This is a genomic window from Agrobacterium sp. ES01 (genome assembly GCF_050320885.1).
In the GTDB taxonomy this organism is placed as follows: Bacteria; Pseudomonadota; Alphaproteobacteria; order Rhizobiales; family Rhizobiaceae; genus Allorhizobium.
Genome location: NZ_JBNQTH010000001.1, coordinates 691,894 through 714,953, shown reverse-complemented (window position 1 = coordinate 714,953; position 23,060 = coordinate 691,894). Strand labels below are relative to the sequence as shown.

Genomic DNA, 23,060 nt, shown 5'->3' with positions numbered 1-23,060 from the left:
GTGCCTTTGAATTCGGCACAAAAAGGAAGCGCCCCAGCGATAAGGCCGGGGCGCCCTTCCGCTCTTCGCGGATTGCCCATGCAGCTGGGATCGTGCAGCTGGAAGGGGCAGGGAAGTCTGGGGATCACTTCAGTCGAAGATCAAAACCGCCGACATCGGGACCGGCATGCATAGGCGGTGTGCGGCCCATCATTGAAGCCATTGCGGGTTCTGCTCCGCTTGCATCGTCAACAGCGGCGGTGGTCGCATTCCGATCAACGCTGCCATCGGCGATAGCAACAGCCAGTCCGTTCGCACCGCTTGTCCAGCCGGCAGCCTTGTGCACGAAGACCACGGGAGAACCGCCCATCCAGGCTTCTGTCCGAACCAGCTTCTTTTCGCCGTCGACATCTATCGCGACCGTGCGCTGTGTTCCGGTCTTGAGCTCCGGCACGATATAGCTCAGCCGTTTTTCCTTCGGCTTCAGCGGCGGGCAATCGGCGCAACTGATCGTCGTCACGCTGTTGTTCGGCACATCAGGCGTTTTCACGATCTCGATCGAAGACGCCAGTGTCGGTCCGGCGATCAGCACGGCTGCGGCGGTGAGGATCATATGACGCATTACAGGCACTCCTATCCAATTCGAAGGGCAGGATAGCGCCTGTTTATTGCGATCCGGTCAGGAGGGACGGTAAAATTTTACTGAATATGCCGATTTCACCCGGTAACCATGCGACCTAACGCGGAATTTCAGGCTTTTTCGCGAACAATCGCCTGCCAGCCGATGTCCCGGCGGCAAAAGCCATTGTCCCAGGATACGGCGTCGACCTGGTCATAGGCGCGCGCCTGCGCCTGCGTGACGGTCTTGCCAAGGGCCGTAACATTCAGCACGCGTCCGCCAGTGGCGACAAGCTTGCCGTCCTTCAATGCCGTACCGGCATGGAACACCTTGGTTTCGCCACCTTCGTCCGGAAGCGAGGAAATCGGCGTATTCTTGTCATAAGCGCCGGGATAGCCCTTCGATGCCAGCACGACTGTCAAGGCAGTCTCGTCACGCCATTCAGCGGAGACCTGATCCAGCGTGCCGACAGCCGATGCATGAAGCAGAGGCAACAGGTCGCTTTTCAGGCGCATGAAGACCACCTGGCATTCAGGATCGCCGAAACGCACATTGTATTCGATCAGTTCCGGGCCCTTATTCGTGATCATGAGCCCGGCAAAGAACACGCCTTGAAATGGCATGCCGATCTCCGCCATGCCGCGCATGGTGGGTTCTATGATTTCCTTCATGGTGCGCTCCACCATGTCGGGCGTCATCACCGGCGCCGGCGAATAGGCACCCATACCGCCCGTGTTCGGTCCGGTATCCCCGTCGCCCACGCGCTTGTGGTCCTGCGCGGTCGCAAGCGGTAAAAGCGTCTTGCCGTCGGACAGGCAAAAGAAGCTTGCTTCCTCGCCGTCGAGATAGGCTTCCACCACGACTTCCGCACCGGCTTCGCCAAAAGCACCCTCGAAGCAGTCATCAATGGCTGCAAGTGCCTCATCCAGTGTCATCGCCACTGTCACGCCCTTGCCGGCCGCAAGTCCGTCGGCCTTGATCACGATCGGCGCGCCCTGTTCGCGCACATAGGCCTTGGCCTTGGGCGCATTGTTGAAGCGCTGATAGGCACCGGTTGGAATGTTGAAGCGGGCGCAGATATCCTTGGTGAAGCCCTTGGATCCCTCAAGCTGCGCAGCGGCTGCAGACGGCCCGAAGACGGCAATGCCGGCACTGCGAAGCGCATCTGCCATGCCGGCAACCAGCGGCGCTTCGGGACCGACAACGACCAGATCGATCTGCTTGTCCTGGGCAAAGGTCACAACGGCTGAATGATCATCGATATCGAGCGACACCAGTTCGCAATGCTCCGCGATGCCCGGATTGCCGGGCGCGGCATAGAACTTGGTCAGAAGCGGCGATTGCGCGATCTTCCAAGCGAGTGCATGCTCGCGTCCACCCGATCCGATCAGCAATACTTTCATGTCCAAGCTCCTTATGGGATATCCTTGCGCGGTTAAGGGCAGGGGGGCGAAAGGTCAAGGATAAAGAGCGCCGGCCTTGCAGCCTTTCCTGTGGGCGCACGTGCTTCGCCGTTGCCTTGCCGTTTTCGCTGACTACAGTCGCGCGACTGAATTTCTGAGGAACTGACTGCCCATGGCCGACGATATGAAATCCATTGCTGCGATCATTGCAACCGAGATCAAGGCCCGACCGGACCAGGTGGCGTCGGCTGTCGGTCTGCTGGATGAAGGTGCGACCGTTCCCTTTATCGCCCGCTACCGAAAGGAAGTGACGGGTGGGCTCGACGATACCCAGCTGCGCGATCTGGCCGAGCGGCTGACCTATCTTCGCGAACTGGGTGCAAGACGGTCATCGATCTTCGAGAGCATCACCGCGCAGGGCAAGATGACCGATGAACTGGCGGTGAAAATTGCGTCGGTGAAGACCAAGGCGGAACTTGAAGATATCTATCTCCCCTACAAGCCCAAGCGCCGCACCCGCGCCGAGATCGCCCGCGAACGCGGGCTGGGACCGTTGGCCGAAGCCATTCTCGCAGATCGTAGTGCCGATCCGGCAAAGCTTGGGCAAGCCTATCTCACGGAAGAGGTCGCTGACATCAAGACCGCGCTCGACGGTGCCCGCGACATCATCGCGGAAGGCATTGCCGAAAATGCCGATCTGATCGGCCGTCTGCGCAACGACATGAAGGATCGCGCTGTCTTCTATTCCAAGGTGGTCGACGGCAAGGAAACTGCAGGCGAGAAATTCTCGGATTACTTCGACCATTCCGAACGCTGGTCCACAGTGCCGGGTCACCGCGCGCTTGCCATGCTGCGGGGCTGGAACGAGGAGTTCCTGACCCTCACCATCGAAATGGACAAGGACGATCCGTCGCCTATCAAGCCAGCTCAGCGCACAATTGCCGCCGCTTACGACATTCGTGACCGCGGCCCGGGCGACAAATGGCTGATGGACGTTGCCGGATGGACATGGCGGGTCAAACTTTCCATGTCGCTGTCGCTCGACCTGATGCGCGATCTGCGCGAGCGCGCCGAAGAAGAGGCAATCCACGTCTTTGCCCGCAACCTGAAAGATCTCCTCTTGGCAGCCCCCGCCGGCTCGCGTGCCACAATGGGGCTTGATCCGGGCATCCGCACCGGCGTCAAGGTCGCGGTCGTGGACGGCACCGGCAAGGTGCTTGATACCACAACCGTCTATCCTTTCCCGCCCCGCAACGATGTGCGCGGCACCCAGTCTGAGCTCGCCTCCCTCATCCGCAAACACAATATCGAGCTGATTGCGATCGGCAACGGCACCGGTAGCCGCGAGACCGAAAAGCTGGTGGCCGATATGTTGGCACAGATGCCGGCGACAGGTCCCAAGCCCACCAAGGTCATCGTCTCTGAAGCAGGTGCGTCCGTCTATTCGGCCTCGGAACTGGCCGCCAGGGAATTCCCCGGTCTCGACGTGTCGCTGCGCGGCGCGGTCTCGATTGCCCGACGCCTGCAGGATCCGCTGGCAGAACTGGTGAAGATCGAACCCAAGGCCATCGGTGTCGGCCAGTATCAGCATGATGTCGACCAGAGCAAGCTGGGTCGCTCGCTCGATGCGGTCGTCGAAGATGCGGTGAATGCCGTTGGCGTCGACCTCAACACAGCCTCGGCACCGCTTTTGGCACGGGTCTCAGGGCTGAGCGCCTCGATTGCGGAGGCCATCGTCGGACATCGCGATCAGTCGGGTGCGTTCGCGAGCCGCAAGGATCTGATGTCGGTGCCGCGTCTGGGAGCGCGCACATTCGAACAATGCGCCGGATTCCTGCGCATCACCAATGGCAAGGAGCCGCTCGACTCTTCGTCCGTTCACCCGGAAGCTTATGGTGTGGCCAAGAAGATCGTCGCTGCCTGCGGGCGGGATCTGCGCTCGCTGATGGGCGACAGCGCCGCGCTCAAACAGGTCGATCCGCGCCAGTTCATCGATGAGAAATTCGGCCTGCCCACCGTCAAGGACATCATTGCCGAACTGGAAAAGCCGGGCCGTGATCCGCGTCCGTCCTTCAAGACGGCAACCTTTGCCGATGGAATTGACGAAATCACCGATCTGAAACCCGGCATGTTGCTGGAAGGCACCGTCACCAATGTCGCCGCCTTCGGCGCCTTTGTCGATATCGGCGTCCACCAGGACGGTCTGGTGCATGTCTCGCAGCTCGCCGATCGCTTTGTCAAAGATCCGCACGAGGTGGTGAAAGCCGGTGATGTGGTCAAGGTTCGCGTGGTCGAGGTCGATGTAAAGCGCAAGCGCATCGGACTGACCATGCGCAAGGATGGCGGCGAGGAAGCACCGCAGTCGATGCGGGAAAAACGCGGTCCGGCTACGCCTCGGCAGTCTTCCCCAAAACCGGGGACCAAGCCCGAACAGGCTGCCGTCGGCGGTCTCGGAGCAGCCTTGATGGATGCGATGCGCAAAAAATGAGTGTCCGCCGATAAGACCGTTTCATCAATGAATTTGAGCGGATCTTTTAAAAATATGACGCAACCCGGGCATTCTTCCGCTTGTTTCTGCGAAGAGACGCGCTAACCTTTACAGCATTGCTATCTTTTGATCTTACAATGTTGTGGGGGTGTTAATGACCTCGTCTCTTCGTGAGCTCCTTGGAAGAATTATACGTAAAGGCAATTTGGAAGTCACAGGCGCCGATGGTCGCAAGCAGACCTTCGGCGACGGCAGTGGTCCACCCCTCAAGATCCGCTTCACCGACAACAAGGCCGAAGATGAGGTCTACAGGGACGCGCAATTAAAGCTCGGCGAAGTCTATATGGATGGCCGGCTGATCGTGGAACAAGGCGAGATCTACGATCTGCTCGCCATGGTCAAATCCAATACTCTGGTTGAGGATCTGAGTTTGGGCATGGCCTGGCGTGGCATTGCCCGCATCGCGCTGAACAAGATCCGGTCGATGCTGCCGGTCAATCACAACAAGCGCAACATTGCCCATCATTACGACCTCTCTGCGAAATTATACGATCTCTTCCTCGATGAGGATTGGCAGTATTCCTGCGCCTATTTCAATCCGCCCGATATTTCGCTCGAGGAAGCGCAACTGGCGAAAAAACGCCATATAGCTGCAAAGCTGTTGGCAAAACCTGGCCAGAAGGCACTGGAAATCGGCTCCGGCTGGGGCGGCATGGCCATGTATCTGTCCGAAGCCTGCGATGTGGACGTGACTGGCATCACGCTCAGCGAAGAACAGCTGAAGATTTCGCGCGAACGCGCCGCGAAACGTGGCCTTGCCAACAGCGTTCGCTTCAATCTGCAGGACTATTATTATCTGCCCGCGGAGCGAAACTACGACCGTATCGTCTCGGTCGGAATGTTCGAGCATGTCGGCATCCGCAACTATCCGCGCTTTTTCGACAAGGTGAACGACGTTCTCGCCGATGATGGCGTGATGGTGCTTCATTCGATTGGCCAGCCCTATCCGGCGCTGCTCACCAATCCCTGGATCGAAAAATACATCTTCCCGGGCGGCTATATTCCCTCGCTGGGGGAGGTCATGCCAGCGGTTGAAAAGGCAGGACTGCTGGTCTGCGATATCGAGATCCTGCCCATGCATTACGGTCACACGCTGCGAAAATGGCGCGAGCGGTTCATGGCCCACAAGCAGGAAGCGATTGCACTGTATGATGAGCGTTTCGTGCGCATGTGGGAGTTCTATCTGGCCGGCTCGGAAATGGCCTTCACCCATGAGAATTTCTTTATCTTCCAGATGCAGATCGCCAAGCAACGAAACGCAGTGCCGGACAACCGCGATTATATCTATGAGCGTGAAGCGGAACTGAAGAGTTTCGAACAGCGCCGCCCACCGCTCGACCGGATCGCGGTCTGAACACGAGCGTTGCGCGCGGAGCGAACCTGCGGGCAATGCTTGCGTCTTTCTGACGTGAACCTTCACATCCCTTGTCCGGCTTGACCGGGCAGGGCGCTGGACTTTAGATGCCGTCATGAAGATTTCTGCTGATTTGACCGACCGCGTTTCGGACGCGCCTTCCACCAATTGGGTCTATCGTTTGCTGCCGCGTGCGGTCTGGCCCTATGCGCAGCTGGCCCGGTGGGATAGGCCCATCGGCTGGCAATTGCTGCTGTGGCCATGCCTCTGGTCGTCGGCGCTGGCTGCCAATCACCTGGCCGCGCAAGACCTCTTGCCGGTTGGCCTGTTCATCTTTCACCTGGTGCTGTTCACCATTGGCGCTATCGCCATGCGCGGTGCCGGCTGCACCTATAATGATATCGTCGACCACGACATCGATATGGCCGTTGCCCGCACCCGGTCGCGGCCCATACCGTCAGGTCGCGTCAGCCGGCAACAGGCCAAGATCTTCATGGTGGCACAGGCGTTTGTCGGTCTGCTGGTGCTGTTATGCCTGAATTCGTTCTCGATCATTCTCGGCCTGTGCTCGCTCAGCCTTGTGGCGATCTACCCCTTTGCCAAGCGCTTTACCGACTGGCCGCAATTCTTTCTGGGGCTTGCTTTTTCCTGGGGTGCCCTGATGGGCTGGGCGGCCCTTGAAGGCGCACTCTCATCGGCAGCCGTCGTGCTTTACGTGGCAGCCGTGGCCTGGACCATCGGTTATGATACCATTTACGCCCATCAGGACAGGGAAGATGACGCCCTGATCGGTGTGCGTTCCACCGCGCGCCTGTTTGGCGAACAGACCAAACAATGGCTGATTGGCTTTTATGGGTTGACGCTGCTTCTTCTGCTTGCGGCATTCCTGCTCGCGGGCGTTGGCATTCCGGCCTATCTCGGCCTCGCACTCGCTGCGGCGATGCTTGTCTATCAGATCGTCGTCTTGAATATTGACGATGGCGGCGAATGCCTCAGGCTCTTCAAGTTTAATTTCCATGTCGGCACCATCATTTTCCTGGGGCTGATTATTGCCTTGCCCTTTGCCTGATGTCCCGATTTGACACGAAAAAGGCGGCTCCGAGATTGCCTCGGGGCCGCCTTTTGTTAATGCGCATGCTTTTGATCAGCTGCGCGCAATGATTTCCTTGCCGGAGATTTTCATCGCCACGCCCAGCGAACCTGTCGTGCGGCGGACCAGGAAGCGCGGACGGCGTTCTGCGAAATAGGAATGGCGCCGGCGCGGTGCCATCGGGCGGGTGCGAACCTCGCCCAGGTGATCTTCCAGCGGACGTGCAATGCCGTCTGCTTCAACCATCAGCATCGGGATGCGGAAGGCATCGGCCCAGCCACGCCAGTCAGCGGCGATATCGCTAAGGTCATGGGCAACCAGCAGCGGGATGCACAGTTCCGGATCTTCGTGGTGAAGTTCAAGCGTGACGGTCACTTCCCCGTCGCCATGGTCGATTGCCCGTGCGGCCACACCCTTGAAGGCGCGCGCCGGCAGCGCGAATGAAAGCGGCAGGCCGCTCGCGGGAAGAATTTTCCGCAGTACGGCACCGCGCTCATCGATCGTGATGGTCACATCACCCGAAGTTTCGCGCAGCGCATAGGTCACATGCTGTGGAAATCGCGAGGGGTCCAATCGCAATGTAGCGCCTGCCCAAGCAGGCTTCAAAACCGTATTCGTCATTCGTATTACCCTTGTTTTACCCGAGAGCCGTTGTGCGGTCTTCGCGTCGGGACTTTTCGTCCTCTGAGGGTGGAGAATAGGCGCGGGGTGTCACGGACGACTTAAGAATCGCGGTTAAAAAAAGTTTGAGATGCCAGATGGTTAGCAAAATCGAACGAGGCAGGGTTGCTCAAAAGTAAACCGGACCGCTTTGCTGTGCCGTCCATGAAAAAAGCCACGGGCAAGGCTCGTCGCGCACAATAGCGCCAATCGCTGCAACTATGTCCCATGGAAAAGGCCCCAAATGGTATCGACCTATCTGAGTTATGATCTCGTCTCGCGTGATCTCCGGTCGAGTATGAACCGTACCGCCAGCCAGGCGCAGGTCCAGCGGGACACGGAGTATTACAAGGAGAATATCGGAAAGGTGACCTCTGTCGATGAATTTGTCGACAATTACCGGCTCTACAATTACGCCATGACGGCCTTTGGTCTCGATGACATGGCTTACGCCAAAGCATTTATGAAAAAGGTTCTGGAAAGCGATCTCAGCGACGAGGACAGCTTTGCCAACAAGCTGTCCGATGCGCGCTACCGCGACTTTGCTGCCGCCTACCAGTTCGACAAGGGCACGGAAGTGCCCATGACGAGCAATCAGCTGGACGATGCCATCGGGCTTTACAACCAGAGCATCGAAAATCTCGACACCAGCATTCAGACGGAAACCAACTACTACAATGCCATGATGGGCGGAATTTCCAGCGTCGACGAGTTCCTCTCCAATGAGCGCCTTCGCTCCTACATGTTTACCGCCTTCGAGATCGACGAGAATACCTACGACCGCGATCTGATACGCGGCCTGATGACCTCGGATCTCGATGACGAGAACAGCTATTTTAACACGGAAATCTTGCCGAAGGCGACGAGCGCCAACGAGACCGTGTCTGCCAATGCGCAGACGCTCAGCGATATCGAGGCCCGTCAGACAGCGGTTACGACCATCGCCGCGCTCGAGGCGCTGCCGCAGTCGGTCTCCGATATTGATGATCAGATCTCGGCCTTGGAGGCCTCCAAGTCCGATGCCGGTGCCGATGTCGACGCAATCCAGGCTGAGATCGATGGGCTTGAGACACAGAAAGCCGGACTTTACACGGCAGCGGGCGTCGAAAACCAGAGTGAGATATCCGGAGCGATTAGCACCCAGCAGGCAATTGTCGACAGCTATGCCAGCACCTTGCCGGCGCTCGGCGCTGAGACGACGGCGCTTGTCAGCCAGCTCAACGCTGAAAACTCAACGGCGGCCTCCTATCTCAAATATGCGGCCGGATATCAAAACATCGTCCTTGCCTTTGATTTCAACGCCGACGGCAGCGTGCCTGAAGAAGGCCCGATGACGGAGGAAAACCAGCAGTCGATCAACAACAATTATATCTTCCTCCAGGAGCGTCTGACGAAGACTGGCGCCATGCTCAATGACGAGTATTTCCGCTCCGTCGTCAACACCTTCACCACCGTCGATGAGATGTTCGCGGACAGCCGGGTGGTCAATTATCTGGAGTCAGCCTTCGGTCTCTCAACCTATCCGGCGGTGGTCTCGTCCACCCTGGAGAATGCGATCACCAGTGATCCTGACGATCCGGACAGTTATCTGAACTCCCAATACAAGGGACGCGAATACTACGACAATCTGGTCGCGCTCTCGCGCACATTCAATTTCCAGGACGATGGCACATTGCCTGATGGCGTTCTGCCCGTTGATGAAAGCCAGCTGGATATACTCTCAAGCCGCTATTACTCAGGGTATAATGATGTGGACGAAGCAGCCGACGAGGCTGCGATCGAAGCTTTGAGGAATGCCATCGATTCATTCAATACCGATGACGGTGGGATTGCCACCGTGGATGACCTGTTGGGTAATTCCGCTGTTTACGAATTTGCGATGAAGGCCGTAGGGCTGGATAGCGACGAGGTCACCAAGCGGGTGATGAAGCAGGTTCTGATGAGCGACCTGCAAGATCCGAAGAGCTTCGTCTATACGCTCAAGGATGATCGCTACGTGGAGTTTGCCAAGCTCTTCAACTTCAACACATCGGGAGATCTGACCTGGCCGGTGATGGCACAATCCGAGCTGACAATGCAGGAATATGCCAGCCAGTACATCATCAACAAGAGTAAATTTGCTGACGAAAACGAGAAGGAAAAGATCAAGTCCGACGCCAGCGATGAATCCAAATACTATCAGGATAAGATCGCGGATATGGAGAGCTTGGACGAGCTCCTGTCCGACCGGCGTCTGATCGATTTCGTTCTCGTATCCAAGGGTATCGATCCGGACGATGTGACCGACGACTACATGAAACAGATGTTCCAGTCGGATCTGGACGATCCCAAGAGTTTCGCCAACACCGAACCCGACTATCGTTTCGCTGAAATCGTCGCCTCCTTCAACTTCGACGAGAACGGAAATGTCATTCGCGCCGAAGCCGATTCTCTGCAGACCGATGGCGATGTCATGGAGACGGTAAACCTCTATCTGCGCCAGACCATCGAGTCGCAGCAGGGCGAAGACAATACAGGTGTCCGTCTCGCGCTCTATTTTGAGCGCAACGCTCCCAATCTTGTCGACGAATATGATCTGCTCGGCGACGAAGCCATGGTGGAGGTGTTCCGAACGACCTTCGGCTTCACCGAAGAATTCTCCACGATGGATATCGATCAGCAGGCAAAATATGTCGAGAAGAACCTCGATCTTTCCGATTTCCAGGATCCGGAGAAACTCAAGAAATTCATCGGACGCTTTACCGCCATGTATGATGCGGAAAACTCCACGTCCAATAGCCCGGCACTGACATTGCTGACGGGCTCGTCCGGAACCGGCATCAGTGCCGATCTCATGCTTTCGATTGCATCGCTGAAGAGCGGCTGACCGGCCAGATCAGCGCGCCTTGACCGCCACCATCTTGCCGGGGTTCATGATCCCGGCCGGATCGAAGGCGGCCTTGATGCGGTTCATCAGTTCGGTCTCGATGGCCGGCCGCGTGGCAATCAGTTCGTCACGCTTCAACTGTCCGACGCCATGTTCTGCCGAAATCGATCCGCCATGGCGACGCACGATGGAATGAACAATGCCGTTTACCTCGTGCCAGCGCTCGAGAAAGGCCATTTTGTCGGCGCCGACGGGCTGGCTGATATTATAATGAATATTGCCATCGCCCAGATGTCCGAAGGCGCAGATGCGCGCGCCCGGAACGGCGGCCAACACGGCCGCATCTGCCTCATGCATGAAAGCGGGCACGCTTGAAACCGGCACGGAGACATCGTGCTTGATCGAGCCGCCCTCCGGCTTTTGCGACAGGGACATGCTATCGCGCAGGTGCCAGATTTCCTTTTGCTGGGCAACGGAACTTGCAATGACCGCATCCTCGATCAGCCCGGTCTCCAATCCCTCTTCCAGCAGTTCCGTCATCATCCGTTCTGCCGCTTCAGCCGTGTCGGATGTCGAAATATCGACCAGCACATACCATGCATGCTCTCCAGAAAGCGGATCGCGGACGCCTGGAATATGTTTGGTGGTAAACTCCACACCGATGCGTGGCATCAGCTCGAAGCCCGTAAGCGCGGAACCGCACAGCATCGAGGCACGATCAAACAGAGCAAGCGCATCTTCGGTCGATTTTACGCCGGCAAAAGCGACCTGATGGCCGCGCGGTTGGGGATAGAGCTTCAATACCGCACCGGTAATGATGCCAAGCGTGCCCTCGGCACCGATGAAGAGATCGCGCAGGTCGAACCCGCTATTGTCCTTTTTGAGCCGGCGCAGACCGTCCCAGATCTCACCTGTCGGAAGAACCACTTCGATACCCAGGCAAAGATGGCGCATATTGCCGTAAGCCAGTACGGCGGTACCGCCGGCATTGGTGGAAAGGTTGCCACCAATCTGGCAGGAACCCTCGGAACCAAGCGAGAGCGGAAAGAGGCGGCGATTGTCCTCGGCAGCCTTTTGCACGGTTGCCAGCACGCAGCCGCCGTCGACCACCACGACATTGGCGACCGGATCGATCTCGCGAATGCGGTTCAGCCTGTCGAGCGACAGCACGATGTCGCGCTGGCCATCACGCGGGACGCCGCCACCCACATGGCCGGTGCGCCCGCCAGCGGGAACGATGGGCGTACCAGTTTCGCTCGCAAGGCGCATGATGTCGGACACCTCCTGGACAGTGCCGGGTTTGAGCACCAGCGGCGAGGCGCCGTGATAAAGGCCGCGCGTTTCTTCCAGATACGGCGCGATATCGTTCTCAGACGTCAGCGCGTTGGCCTCGCCAACGATGGCGATGAACTGCTGGATCAACTCTTCCGGATAGGGGGCTGTCATGAAGGTGCTTCTCCTCAAGCGCCGCGCGGCGCCGCTGCCCGGCTCAGCCGGTCATTGATGGCCTCGCCAAGTCCCGTATCGGGAATGGACGCAACGGCAATACCTGTGGCACCTGCCGCATCGGCCTTTTTCATATAGTCAAACAGGTTGGCTGCGGCTTCGGCAAGGTCGCCGGTGGGGCTCAGATTAAGCACAAACAACGCATTGCCCTCTCCGGTGATCCTGTCAGTCCCGAATGCAAGCAGCGCTTCGCCAGGCTCGATCGACGAGGCTTCAAGGCGGATAGGGGCATTGGGTGCATAATGCGATGCCAGCATGCCCGGTGCCTCGATTGCAGCGCCCGCTTTTTCCGGGCGCGCAACAGTGAGGCCCGTTGCCGCCTCTATCTCTTCGGCAGCGATGCCGCCCGGCCGCAGCAACCGGATTGCGCCATCTTCTACCTTGACGATGGTCGATTCCACCCCAACCCCGCAATGGCCTCCGTCCAGAATAAGTGAAATGCGCTCGCCCAGATCCTGCGCCACGTGATCGGCGCTTGTCGGGCTGACACGGCCGGACGGATTGGCGCTCGGTGCGGCAAGCGGTTTGCCGAATTCAGCAATCAGTCTGGAGGCGAACCCCATCGGCACACGGACCCCCACAGTATCGAGGCCGGCAGTCGCAAGGGGATGGATCGCGCTATCGCCTTTCAGCGGCAAAACCAGTGTCAGCGGTCCCGGCCAGAACCGTTCAGCAAGCTTTCGCGACAGCGGATCGAACACGGCATGGCGTTCGGCCATGGCAAGATCGGCCATATGGCAGATCAACGGATTGAACCGGGGTCGCCCCTTGGTCTCGTATATGGCGGTGATGGCTGCCGGATTGGTGGCGTCGGCCGCAAGGCCGTATACAGTCTCTGTCGGCACCGCGACGGGATGGCCGGCGGAAAGCTCCGCACAGGCTGACTCCATGGCCAGCTCTGGCGCTTGCGCAATCGATATCCGTCTTGCCATCATGCTCGATCTACCTGCCGTTTTAGCGTCAATAGCCTGTCTTGGCGGTGGGGATCAAACGCTCTTTTTCTGTGGATTGGAAATGCTGTCGCTACAGGCAATACCCGCGCGATCCGGCCCGTAATGCAGATCGGTCAAATTTTATGGATCGTTGTAAGAGAAAGAAAGAAACCTTCGCATACAGTTGCTGACAGGGAAGTTTGGACCATGTGCGGGAAAGAACAAAAAGATGCAGCCTCTTAAAAATCCGGCATCCAGTATCGCATTGCGCGTGGCAACCGCCATGCACCAGATGGGCATTGATGGCCTGCCGCGCAATTACGAACTAGTCTACGAGGCCTATTCCGGCGCCAATCCGGATCTGGTGCGTGAGTTTATCGCGCTGGGCAAGAACAAGACCCAGGAAGCGCTGGACGAACTCGGTCGTAAATATCTCCCGCACCATCACGAGGAAAGCATTCTTGGCCGCCATAACGGCAGGGTGCGCAAGGAGATGAGCAGCTTCATCAACCTCCTCAACGAGGAGAAGATCTCGCTGAGCGACTATGGCCGCCTGATCGGCGATGCTACCCGAGTGATCCTGAAGGAAGTCGGAGACGAGAGTAAGGGGCTTGGAAAATCGATTGCAGCGCTGAAGGCCGCCACGGAAAAGCGCGCCAACCAGAACAGCTCCGTGGTGCGCGCCGTGGTTGGAAAGACCGCAACGCTTGCCGAAATCCAGCGTGAAGCAGATGATGCGGATACGGCAAGATATGTCGATGCGCTCACCGGTCTTGGCAGCCGCCGCGCGTTCAACAAGGCGCTCGCCAAGGTTTATGTGAACCCAGAAATGCCATTGATGTGCGGTCTCGCCATAGGTGAGATCGACGAATATACGCGGCTCACCGAACAAATGGGGCCGGCCGCTGCCGACCGCTTCTTGAAACAGGTCGCCAAGGTGATCGAGGCGCTGGCGGGGGGCGAGGATCTTGCCTGCCGTTTCGACGGTGGCCGCTTCGGCATGCTCTTCTACACGACCGACGAAGCCGAGATTTGCCGGCTGGTGGATCTCGTCCGTGCCAAACTGCGCAGCACTGCCGTGGTCAATACGGGCTCCGGACGATCGCTCGGTCAGGTCCTGATGTCGTTTGGTATCTGCCTGTCGCAACAGGCACCCAATGCCTTCGACTTCACCAATCACGCCGAAAAGGCGCTCTCCACGTCCAAGGCCGCCGGCGGCGACACCGTCACGATCTATGGCACAAGCGATCCGTCATTCGTGCCCAAGGACTGGCTGATCTACAAGAAGCAGGTTGTCCCCGAAAAGGCGCAACGCTGAACTCTACAGTCGGTCGATGGCGTCGCGCAGTTGCGGCGTCGCGGCCCCCAGCTTCAGCACGTTCTTCAACGCGACCATCGGGTCATGCGTCTTGAACAGCAGGCCGTTGGGGCGGATAGAACGGTCGATTGAAAATGTCCGCGTCGGGCGCTCGGGCTGCATGGCGACAGCAAAATACATGCGTGAATAATGGGGCTGGATGCGGTCAAAAAATGCGCCATCCTCGCCGATATCCGAAAAGAAGTTGGCGATATAGAAAGACCATTTCACGTCTGCAAAACTGGCGAAATTGGTACGCGAAGCCGTAACATGGCAATAGCCGAGATGCGGCGTGTCGGCAAATGTGCGGTGAAATACGATCCGGGGAAAGCGGATCGAGCGGTGGAATGAATTGATGCGCTCATGGGATTTCTCGCCCACCGCCTGCAAACGCTTTCCGGTCTTCTCCGCCACCTCCGCATAGCTAAGATAGCGACGTTCCTCCGAGACCCAGTCTTCCCGGCGCCGCGAAATACGACCTGTCCGCAGGAATTCCGAATGCGCAGTTTCCACAGCCTGCGGAACCGGAGCCTGTTTCTCGTTCTTCGCATAATATCGCAGTTCTGACTTGGACACGCTTGTAACTCCTGTACGTCGACGGATCTAAAAACGGTCCGAATCGACTTTCTTGGGAACAAACATGCCACGAAACGATTTCCCGAACCTTGCCGCTGCATTTTCCGTTGAAGGTTTTCAGGCCGGAAACCGTGAGCTGTTTCGACAAGAAGCCGGGTGCGGAACGCGTTAATCTTGCATTCAGGTTGGTTTTTCTAGGTTACCTACACGGAATTCGGCAACAGGTGATATCGTTCCTTCAGGAACCTTCGCCTGCTTCGAACCGGTAGAAACGGTGAAGGGAGAATACAATGTCAAATATGTTCAAGCGCCTCACAACGACCGGTATTGCAATGGCGGTCGTCCTCGGCAGCTTCATGCCATCCGGCGCAGCCATGTTGCCTGTTCAGTCGCAGGCTTCCGTAGCCGTCGAAGGTGGCAACAATATCGTCGAAGTGAAGCACAGAGGTTATCGCCGCGGCTATTATCACGGTCATCGCGGTTATCGCCACAAGCGCCCCGGCTATCGTTATTATGACGGTTTCTGGTTCCCGCTGGCCGCCTTCGGTGCCGGTGCCATCATCGGCGGTGCCATTGCCCAGCCCGCACCGCCACCGCGTGCAGGTGCGATCAATCCGCGCCATTACCGCTGGTGCGCTGATCGTTATCGCTCCTACGATGCGCGCAGCAACACCTACCAGCCGTATAACGGTCCGCGTCGTCAGTGCCTTTCGCCGTACTATTGAGGCAAGCGCATCGATTGAAAACCAACGCCCGGCATTGCCGGGCGTTTTGCGTTTGAGCCGGAGACCATGTGGCGAACCCACCGCATCTCTCTTCCGGTGACTTGAGGCTAGCCAACCAGCGCGTTGTCGTCGCGCTTGATCGCGATGATCGTCGAGCGCGGAAGCTTGCCTTCGCCGTCCGGGAAGGGCGCGTCGGGATGCTGGATGCCAACGAAGTGGGTGCGGCGGTCGGCAGACCAGGTCTGGCCTGTGACTTCCGATCCCTTCGGCGCTGTCAGGAAGCGCTCGATGCGGCCCGTTGCCGGATCGCCTGCAAGCATCTGGTTATTGCCCTGACCTGCAAAATCATCCTCGTTGCTGTCCTCGCCATCGGTCTGGATCCACAAGAGACCGGTGGTGTCGAACATCATGCCATCGGGAGAGTTGAACATATTGCCCGAATTGATGTTGGTCGAACCGGCATAGGCATCCTTGTGGACATCCGGATTACCGGCCATGCAAAACAGGTCCCACTGGAACTTGCCGTCGGCATGATCGTCATTTTCCGGATACCAGCGCACGATCTGGCCATATTCATTCTTCTCGCGCGGGTTCGGGCCACCGACCGGTGTCGCGTCGCCGCCGGCATTCGGCTTGACGCCGCGGTTCTTGTTGTTGGTCAGCGCGCAATAGGCTTCGACCGCAATCGGGTTGATCGCAACCCATTCCGGACGGTCCATCGTCGTGGCACCGACCTTTGACGCCGCCATGCGGGTAAAGACGAGGATTTCGTCCGTCTTCATGCCGGTTGTGTCCGGTGTCAGGGCCAGCCATTCACCATTGCCGTCATCGCTGAACTTGGCGACGTAAAGCGTGCCCTTGTCGAGCAGCGTCGAGGTGTCGTTTCCGGCCACATAGACGTCGTCGGAAACGAACTTGTAGAGATACTCGCCGCGCTCGTCGTCACCCATATAGACGATCACGCGACCGTCGCGGGCAAGCGCCACGGCAGCATTCTCATGCTTGATACGACCCAGTGCTGTGCGCTTGACCGGTGTCGAGGAGGCATCCGACGGGTCGATCTCGACGACATAGCCTGCACGATGCGGTTCGTTCGGGTTCTTCGAGATGTCGAAGCGCGGATCGAACTGCTCATAGGCATAACGTGTCTCGTTCGAGATGCCGTAACGCTTGTAGTCTTCCGGCAGGGTGAAATCCGCATCGGTCGATCCGAAATAGCCGTTGAAGTTTTCTTCGCAGGTGAGATAGGTGCCCCATGGTGTGCGACCGGCACCGCAATTGTTGAAGGTCCCGAGACATTCCGTGCCGGTTGGGTCGGCTTCGGTCTTCAACAGATCGGAACCGGCGGCGGGGCCGGAAATCTTCATCGGCGTATTGTGGTGGATACGACGGTTGAACGGGCTGTCGAGCACGATCTCCCAGCCATTGTCGCCTTCAGCCACTTCCATCACGGTCACACCCTGCATGTTCTGCAGGATCTTCACGTCATCGGCGCTCTTCGGCATGCCCTTTTCGTTGTGCGGAAGATTGATCTCCGGGTTCACATATTCATGGTTTACAGCGATCAGCTGATGACCGCCCACCACGAACAGTTCCATGCCGTCGGTGTTCTCGCCGAATACCTTGTCGGAATTCTCGACGCTCACGCCATTGGCCGGGTCGACGTCGCTGACGTTGGAAAACAGCGGCTGGCCCCACTTGGCAAGCGGCTTCCAGTGATAGCCTTCGGGCACATGCACGGTATGGTCTGTTGCAATCGGAACCGGCTTGAAGGCAAAGCGGCTGGCTGCTTCCTGCGCCTCAGCCGAGGTCGAAGACATCAGGTTGCCAACTGTGCCCATGGCAGCCGCTGCCGAACCCATCGCCAGCACGCCACCCAGAAAGCCGCGACGCGAAATCGCGCGCTCGACCACGCGGTCGAATTCGGTTTCTGCCGGAGGCGGCGTCTGCAATTCGTCCCATTCGTCCCAGGACAGTTTGGATGTGTCGATATCGCTCATGGATTTTCCCTCGTTCACGTTTGGAATGGTTCCAGATGCGCGAATAGACTGTGAAAATCACAGCCGAATGACGATAGAGGCATTTTACGGTTTGAGCGCATATGGTCGAAAATTTCTCCCCATATGCAATTCCAAAAAGTTGACGTTTACGTAAAAATCAACTAGCCAAGGAAAGGGATGGAAACTTCGCGAACAAGGCGACATGATCGGCGCCCGCGAGGCATGGAAGGCAGGAGGATTGCATGTACAAGGCACCCGTTGACGAGATTGCGTTTACGCTCAAGCACGTGGCCAATATGGGCGATGCGCTCGATAAGGGGCTGCTTGGCGATCTGAGCGACGATCTGGTCGATGCCATTCTCCAGGAAGCCGGACGGTTCGCCACCGATGAGGTAGCCCCGCTCGCGGAAGTCGGCGATCGTCAGGGCGCCAGGCTTTTGGACGGCAAGGTCACGGTACCGGACGGCTGGGCCGATCTTTACCGCCACTGGGCCGAAGGTGGCTGGAATGCGCTGACAGCACCGGAGGAATTCGGCGGTCAGGCCCTGCCGTATATGCTCAATGTCGCCGCGCTGGAAATGTGGAATTCCGGTTCCATGGCTTTTGCCCTCGGTCCGACACTCACCATGGGCGCGTCTGAAGCCCTGAGCGCTCACGGCGCATCGGAGCTCAAGGAGAAATTCCTGCATAAGATGGTGTCCGGCGAATGGACCGCCACCATGAACCTCACGGAACCGCATGCAGGCTCCGATCTCGGTGTGATGAAAACCCGAGCCGAGCGCCGCGACGACGGCACCTACCGGATCTTCGGCCAGAAGATCTTTATCACCTGGGGCGACCACGAGATTACCGACAATATCGTCCATCTTGTTCTGGCCCGCTTGCCGGATGCTCCGGCTGGAACCCGTGGCATCTCGCTCTTTCTGGTGCCGAAATATATCCTGAACGACGACGGCACGCCCGGCGCCCGTAACGATCTCTATTGCCATTCTCTGGAACACAAGCTCGGCATTCACGGCTCGCCCACCTGCACCATGATCTATGGCGACGGCAAGTTTGGCGACGAAGCCGGTGCCGTGGGCTATCTGATCGGCGAGGAAAACCGCGGGCTGGCCTGCATGTTCACCATGATGAACAATGCCCGCCTGGCGGTCGGCATGCAGGGTGTCGCGATCTGCGAAGCAGCCACCCAGAAGGCGGTGGAATACGCCAGGGACCGCACACAGGGGAAAGCGCCCGGCTGGTCTGGTTCGGGTATGAGCCCGATCATCGAACATCCGGATGTTGCACGCACGCTCGTTACCATGAAGGCCTTGACGCAAGGGTCGCGCGCCATCTGCTATTCCTGCGCCAACGCCATCGACCTGTCGCACCGCATGGAAGGTTCTGACGCCGCGCACTGGACGGAACGTGCCGCCCTTTTGACACCGATTGCCAAGAGCTTTGCCACTGATTGCGGGGTGGATGTCGCCTCGCTGGGTATCCAGGTGCATGGCGGCATGGGCTTCATCGAGGAAACCGGTGCCGCCCGTTATTGGCGCGACGCTCGCATTGCCCCGATCTATGAGGGCACAAACGGCATTCAGGCCATCGACCTGGTCACCCGCAAACTGCCGCTCTCGAACGGAGATCAGGTGCGTGGCTTCATCGCCGAACTGAAAGACATCGCCTCAGCGGTCCGCGCGTCCAATCGCGATGGTTTCGCAGAAACAGCCAACCGCCTCGACGCCAGCATTGCCGATCTTGAGGCCGCAACTGACTGGCTGCTGATGCAGCTCTCCAAGGGCGATCAGACAGCCGCTTTGTCTGGAGCGACGCCTTATCTGCGCCTGTTCGGTCTGACCTTGACCGGTGCCTATCTTGCCAAGGGGGGGCTCGCCGAGGAAGAGCACGGGCGCGACCACCGCATCGCGCTGTGCCGCTTTGCCGCCGAAAACCTGATCGCCGAAACGGCCGCGCTGAAAGACCGCGTCATCAATGGCGAGGCGAGCCTCGCCGCGGCCCGCGCGGTTTTGGGGTGAGGGTTCATTCCCCGTCCCAACGTCTTCCCACAAGGGGGAGGGGCTGATGCGCCGAGATCGGTCGCGACCGCTGCGACCCGGAATTATCCCCTTTGTGGGGGAGATGGCCGGCAGGCCAGAGGGGCAATTGATGCCGTCGGCAGCGACGCCAGGAGAAACAAGCTCACGGAGAGCCATCCAATGACCGACCACATCCTGATCGAACGTCCAGACGCCTATCCCGGCGTGCTCGTCATCCGCTTCAATCGCCCGGAAAAGAAGAATGCGATCACGCAGGCCATGTATCTGCGCATGATCGAGGGGTTAAAGGAAGCCGACGGCGATGAGGCCGTTCGCGCCGTTGCCTTCCTCGGCACCGAAGGCAGTTTTTCCGCAGGCAATGACATGATGGATTTTCTGGCCTTTGCCATGTCGGGTGCAACGGGTGAGCCGGCAGCCTTCTCGTTCTTAAAAGCGCTTGTTGGTGCCAGAAAGCCGCTTGTCTCTGGCGTGGATGGTTTGGCTATCGGTATCGGCACCACGCTGCACATGCATTGCGATCTGACCATTGCCTCTGATCGCAGCCTGTTCAAGACGCCGTTCGTGGATCTGGCATTGGTGCCCGAAGCCGGCTCCAGCCTGCTTGCCCCCTTGATGATGGGCCATCAACGCGCCTTCGCCCTTCTGGCGCTCGGCGAAGGATTTTCAGCCGAAGTGGCCAGACAGGCCGGGCTCATCTGGAAGGTCGTGTCCCCCGAAGCGGTGGAGACCGAAACTCTGTCCCTGGCTGCAACCATTGCCACAAAGCCTCCCGAAGCCATGAGGATCTCGCGCGATCTCGTCCGCGGCGATCGCGATCAGTTGCTGGCGCGTATGGAAGAAGAGCTGAAACACTTTCTCGCACAGCTGAGAAGCGCTGAGGCTCGCGCCGCATTCGAGGCCTTTATGAAAGGTCGTGGGTGAGGGGGCAGAGTGGGGTTTGATCCATATCGTCCGGGAACCGGTGCTTAAGGCTTGTCGTTGATACGATAATCGCTATCTGTGTTTCTGATTTCGAAGAGGTGTTCGTATGTTGATGAGTAGAATAGCCTTGGGTTTGATGCTGACGCTTGTCGCCTCTATGGCCAGCGCCGCAAATCTCACCCCCACCGCACAGGCAACGCAGCTGGCTCAGCTCCAGATGTCGCAGGCCCAAACGGGTATCACCATCAAGGAGAAGACCAAGCCGGACCGCGAGCATGGCTATCAGCCACGCCGTTATTGCATCATCGACAATGACCGTTTTTGCCGCGCCGACAATGATCGCGTGGGCGGCGTCTGCCGGTGCTCGGGCATGACGGGCAGCGGCAGGGTGGTGGTGCGCTAACAGCGATTGCTATTGCCCGAGACTACACTCTGGTCAGGGTCGCCACGGCTTCCACATGCGGCGACCACAAAAACTGGTCGACAGGCGTTACCGTATGAACGCGGTATCCGCCTTCTGTCAGGATTGCCAGATCGCGGGCGAGCGTCAGCGGATTGCAGGACACGGCCACGATCTTCTTGACCTTGGACCGGGCGATTTCCTTGCACTGCTCTTCTGCACCGGCGCGCGGCGGGTCGAACACGATGGCGTCGAAATTCTTCAACTCCTGCGTCATCATCGGACGGCGGAACAGGTCGCGCTTTTCGATCGTGACGGGCTTCAGCCCCTGCGTGTGGCGGGCCGCCGCATCCAAAGCCTTCAGGGATTTCTCGTCCGACTCGACCGCCAACACCTGACCGATGCGCGCAAGCCTCAATGAAAACGTGCCACTGCCTGCAAACAGGTCGGCGATGCGCTTCGATTTGCCGACATGATCAAGCACCAGTTTCGCCATGGCCTCTTCGGCAGGGATTGTGGCTTGGGTAAATGCGCCGCCGGGAGGGGAAACCGTGACGCCGGAAAATTCGATCTGCGGCTTGACCGGCTCGATCACGATTTCTCCGTTCCAGGACACGCGCGCAATGCCGCGCATGCGAATGACGATTTCGGTCACAGCCTTGCGCTGCTTGTCGGTGATCTTGGCGGTGCCGTCACCAGCAATGTCGAAACCGGTGATGGTTTCAAGCACGGTCAGGCGGAAAGGTTCGGCATTGACGGAAAGTGCCATGCATATACGGCGGATGTCGTCCAGTCGCTGAACGATGCCGTCCGAGGCCACGGGACATTCTGTCATGGCGACGATGTGATGGCTTTGTGCCTGGTTGAAGCCGAGAAGCAGGCCTTTTTCGGTCCGCCGGGCAGCCAGCACCACCCGGCGTCGCTGGCCCGGTTCGGCTGTCATCAGCGGTGCAACCTCGGCCTCGATGCCCTTCGACTTCAATGCCGCAATCACGAGATCGCGCTTGAACGTGTTGTAGAGTGCCGGTGAGATATGTTGCAGCGAACAGCCACCACAGGTGCCGCCATCTGCGTCCGGTCCAAAATGACGGCATGCAGGCTGAATGCGCTCGGGCGATGCCGAGGCAATAGACATGATCGTGCCCTGGTTCTTCACCCGGGCAATGGCGATCTTTTCTCCCGGCAGCGAAAAGGGCACGAAGATCGGGCCGTCAGCGCCATGGGCAATGCCGTCGCCCTGTGCGCCGAGGCTGTCGATGGTAACTGTCTCTGTGCTCAAGGCGCACTCTCCGGTTTTTGTCCAGCCAGAAGGAATTCCACATTACCGTCGCCGCCGGCAATCGGTGAGGGGATCAGGCCAAGGCTGGTCCAGCCCATTTCGTCTTGAAGCCAGCGCTCGAGTTCCGCTGCCACGTCTGGCGCGGTTTCCGGATCCTTCAACAGGCCGGCCTTGCTGATGGCATCGCGACCAGCCTCGAATTGCGGCTTCACCAGAAGCACACAGGTCGAACCCGCAAGAGCCATGTCGAGCGCCGGCACAAGCGCCAGCTTCAACGAAATGAACGAAACGTCCGAGACAATGAAGTCGATCGGCCGGTTGCCGATATCCGAGGGTTCCAGATAACGTGCATTGAGGCCCTCGATATTGGTCATGCGCGGGTCTTCGGAAAGCCGCGCATGCATTTGGCCGTGACCAACATCGATCGAGGTCACATGGGCAGCGCCCCGCTTCAACAGCACTTCGGTAAACCCGCCGGTGGACGCACCGACATCCAGACATTCGCGACCCTCTGGCGACAGCTGGAAGTGATCCAGCCCCGCGACGAGCTTAAGTGCAGCGCGCGACACATAGTCCTGCGCCGGATCGTCGATCTCGAACAGATGATCGGCACTGAAGGTGAGGCTGGGCTTGGTGACGACCTTGCCATCGATCTTGACGGTCCCCCGTTCGATCGCATCGCGCGCACGCGCGCGGCTGGCGAACAGATTGAGGGCGACGAGAAGCTGGTCGAGGCGTTGATTTTTTTGTTCTGAGGACATGGCCTGTCAATGGCGTTGCCAGCGTTCGGTTGCAAGTCTTTT

The 23,060-nt window shown here is 58.6% G+C and carries 18 protein-coding genes; 9 read left to right on the top strand and 9 right to left on the bottom strand.

Annotated elements, in window-relative coordinates; translation table 11 throughout:
- Window positions 1-124: 124 nt before the first annotated feature.
- Together ACQQ2Q_RS03665 and purD are read right to left on the bottom strand one after the other, a co-directional pair.
- Window positions 125-601: a plant virulence effector HPE1-like domain-containing protein gene (locus ACQQ2Q_RS03665; RefSeq protein WP_428185662.1), complete on the bottom strand. Its 477-nt coding sequence runs from the start codon at window positions 599-601 to the stop codon at window positions 125-127.
- A 128-nt stretch (window positions 602-729) separates the two neighbouring features.
- Entirely contained in the window at window positions 730-2,001 is a 1,272-nt protein-coding gene (gene purD, locus ACQQ2Q_RS03660; RefSeq protein ID WP_428185661.1) for a phosphoribosylamine--glycine ligase, read from the bottom strand.
- A 172-nt stretch (window positions 2,002-2,173) separates the two neighbouring features.
- Here purD and ACQQ2Q_RS03655 point away from each other — a divergent pair, with 172 nt between their 5' ends.
- The 3 genes from ACQQ2Q_RS03655 (at window position 2,174) to ubiA (ending at window position 6,972) form a co-directional block, all read left to right on the top strand.
- On the top strand, window positions 2,174-4,489 hold the full coding sequence (locus ACQQ2Q_RS03655) for a Tex family protein (RefSeq protein ID WP_428185660.1): 2,316 nt from the start codon (window positions 2,174-2,176) through the stop codon (window positions 4,487-4,489).
- Between the two features lie 154 nt (window positions 4,490-4,643).
- The gene (locus tag ACQQ2Q_RS03650) at window positions 4,644-5,903 is read left to right on the top strand and encodes a class I SAM-dependent methyltransferase (RefSeq protein WP_428185659.1); all 1,260 of its coding nucleotides are present in this window, start codon (window positions 4,644-4,646) and stop codon (window positions 5,901-5,903) included.
- A gap of 115 nt (window positions 5,904-6,018) precedes the next feature.
- Window positions 6,019-6,972, top strand: coding sequence for a 4-hydroxybenzoate octaprenyltransferase (ubiA, locus tag ACQQ2Q_RS03645; RefSeq protein ID WP_428185658.1), 954 nt, complete (start codon window positions 6,019-6,021; stop codon window positions 6,970-6,972).
- A 75-nt stretch (window positions 6,973-7,047) separates the two neighbouring features.
- On the opposite strand, the gene ACQQ2Q_RS03640 is transcribed toward ubiA, so the two are convergent.
- Window positions 7,048-7,614 (bottom strand): DUF6101 family protein, encoded by a 567-nt coding sequence (locus ACQQ2Q_RS03640; protein WP_428185657.1) that lies wholly within the window; start codon window positions 7,612-7,614, stop codon window positions 7,048-7,050.
- 283 nt (window positions 7,615-7,897) lie between these two features.
- Here ACQQ2Q_RS03640 and ACQQ2Q_RS03635 point away from each other — a divergent pair, with 283 nt between their 5' ends.
- Window positions 7,898-10,519 carry a DUF1217 domain-containing protein gene (locus ACQQ2Q_RS03635; RefSeq protein WP_428185656.1) on the top strand — a complete coding sequence of 874 codons (2,622 nt, stop codon included), beginning with the start codon at window positions 7,898-7,900 and terminating at the stop codon, window positions 10,517-10,519.
- Window positions 10,520-10,528: 9 nt separating this feature from the next.
- On the opposite strand, the gene ACQQ2Q_RS03630 is transcribed toward ACQQ2Q_RS03635, so the two are convergent.
- Both ACQQ2Q_RS03630 and ACQQ2Q_RS03625 read right to left on the bottom strand, forming a co-directional pair.
- Window positions 10,529-11,965, bottom strand: a complete 1,437-nt coding sequence (locus ACQQ2Q_RS03630; RefSeq protein WP_428185655.1) for an FAD-binding oxidoreductase — start codon at window positions 11,963-11,965, stop codon at window positions 10,529-10,531.
- A gap of 14 nt (window positions 11,966-11,979) precedes the next feature.
- Window positions 11,980-12,957 carry an L-threonylcarbamoyladenylate synthase gene (locus tag ACQQ2Q_RS03625; RefSeq protein ID WP_428186473.1) on the bottom strand — a complete coding sequence of 326 codons (978 nt, stop codon included), beginning with the start codon at window positions 12,955-12,957 and terminating at the stop codon, window positions 11,980-11,982.
- 229 nt (window positions 12,958-13,186) lie between these two features.
- On the opposite strand from ACQQ2Q_RS03625, the gene ACQQ2Q_RS03620 reads away from it, so the two are divergent.
- Window positions 13,187-14,275 carry a GGDEF domain-containing protein gene (locus ACQQ2Q_RS03620; protein WP_428185654.1) on the top strand — a complete coding sequence of 363 codons (1,089 nt, stop codon included), beginning with the start codon at window positions 13,187-13,189 and terminating at the stop codon, window positions 14,273-14,275.
- Between the two features lie 3 nt (window positions 14,276-14,278).
- On the opposite strand, the gene ACQQ2Q_RS03615 is transcribed toward ACQQ2Q_RS03620, so the two are convergent.
- The gene (locus ACQQ2Q_RS03615; RefSeq protein ID WP_428185653.1) at window positions 14,279-14,890 is read right to left on the bottom strand and encodes a DUF6656 family protein; all 612 of its coding nucleotides are present in this window, start codon (window positions 14,888-14,890) and stop codon (window positions 14,279-14,281) included.
- A 290-nt stretch (window positions 14,891-15,180) separates the two neighbouring features.
- Between ACQQ2Q_RS03615 and ACQQ2Q_RS03610 the strand changes: the two genes are divergently transcribed.
- Entirely contained in the window at window positions 15,181-15,615 is a 435-nt protein-coding gene (locus tag ACQQ2Q_RS03610; RefSeq protein WP_428185652.1) for a BA14K family protein, read from the top strand.
- Between the two features lie 107 nt (window positions 15,616-15,722).
- On the opposite strand, the gene ACQQ2Q_RS03605 is transcribed toward ACQQ2Q_RS03610, so the two are convergent.
- Window positions 15,723-17,615 (bottom strand): PhoX family protein, encoded by a 1,893-nt coding sequence (locus ACQQ2Q_RS03605; protein WP_428185651.1) that lies wholly within the window; start codon window positions 17,613-17,615, stop codon window positions 15,723-15,725.
- 242 nt (window positions 17,616-17,857) lie between these two features.
- On the opposite strand from ACQQ2Q_RS03605, the gene ACQQ2Q_RS03600 reads away from it, so the two are divergent.
- The 3 genes from ACQQ2Q_RS03600 (at window position 17,858) to ACQQ2Q_RS03590 (ending at window position 20,981) form a co-directional block, all read left to right on the top strand.
- Window positions 17,858-19,636: an acyl-CoA dehydrogenase gene (locus ACQQ2Q_RS03600; protein ID WP_428185650.1), complete on the top strand. Its 1,779-nt coding sequence runs from the start codon at window positions 17,858-17,860 to the stop codon at window positions 19,634-19,636.
- A gap of 180 nt (window positions 19,637-19,816) precedes the next feature.
- Window positions 19,817-20,578 carry a crotonase/enoyl-CoA hydratase family protein gene (locus ACQQ2Q_RS03595; protein ID WP_428185649.1) on the top strand — a complete coding sequence of 254 codons (762 nt, stop codon included), beginning with the start codon at window positions 19,817-19,819 and terminating at the stop codon, window positions 20,576-20,578.
- Between the two features lie 106 nt (window positions 20,579-20,684).
- A complete protein-coding gene (locus tag ACQQ2Q_RS03590; protein ID WP_428185648.1) occupies window positions 20,685-20,981 on the top strand; it encodes a hypothetical protein in 297 nt (98 codons plus the stop codon).
- 22 nt (window positions 20,982-21,003) lie between these two features.
- On the opposite strand, the gene ACQQ2Q_RS03585 is transcribed toward ACQQ2Q_RS03590, so the two are convergent.
- Window positions 21,004-22,257: a class I SAM-dependent RNA methyltransferase gene (locus tag ACQQ2Q_RS03585; protein ID WP_428185647.1), complete on the bottom strand. Its 1,254-nt coding sequence runs from the start codon at window positions 22,255-22,257 to the stop codon at window positions 21,004-21,006.
- Complete coding sequence (locus ACQQ2Q_RS03580) at window positions 22,254-23,018, bottom strand: TlyA family RNA methyltransferase (RefSeq protein ID WP_428185646.1); 765 nt, start codon at window positions 23,016-23,018, stop codon at window positions 22,254-22,256. The genes ACQQ2Q_RS03585 and ACQQ2Q_RS03580 overlap by 4 nt, the downstream gene beginning before the upstream one ends.
- Window positions 23,019-23,060: the final 42 nt, after the last annotated feature.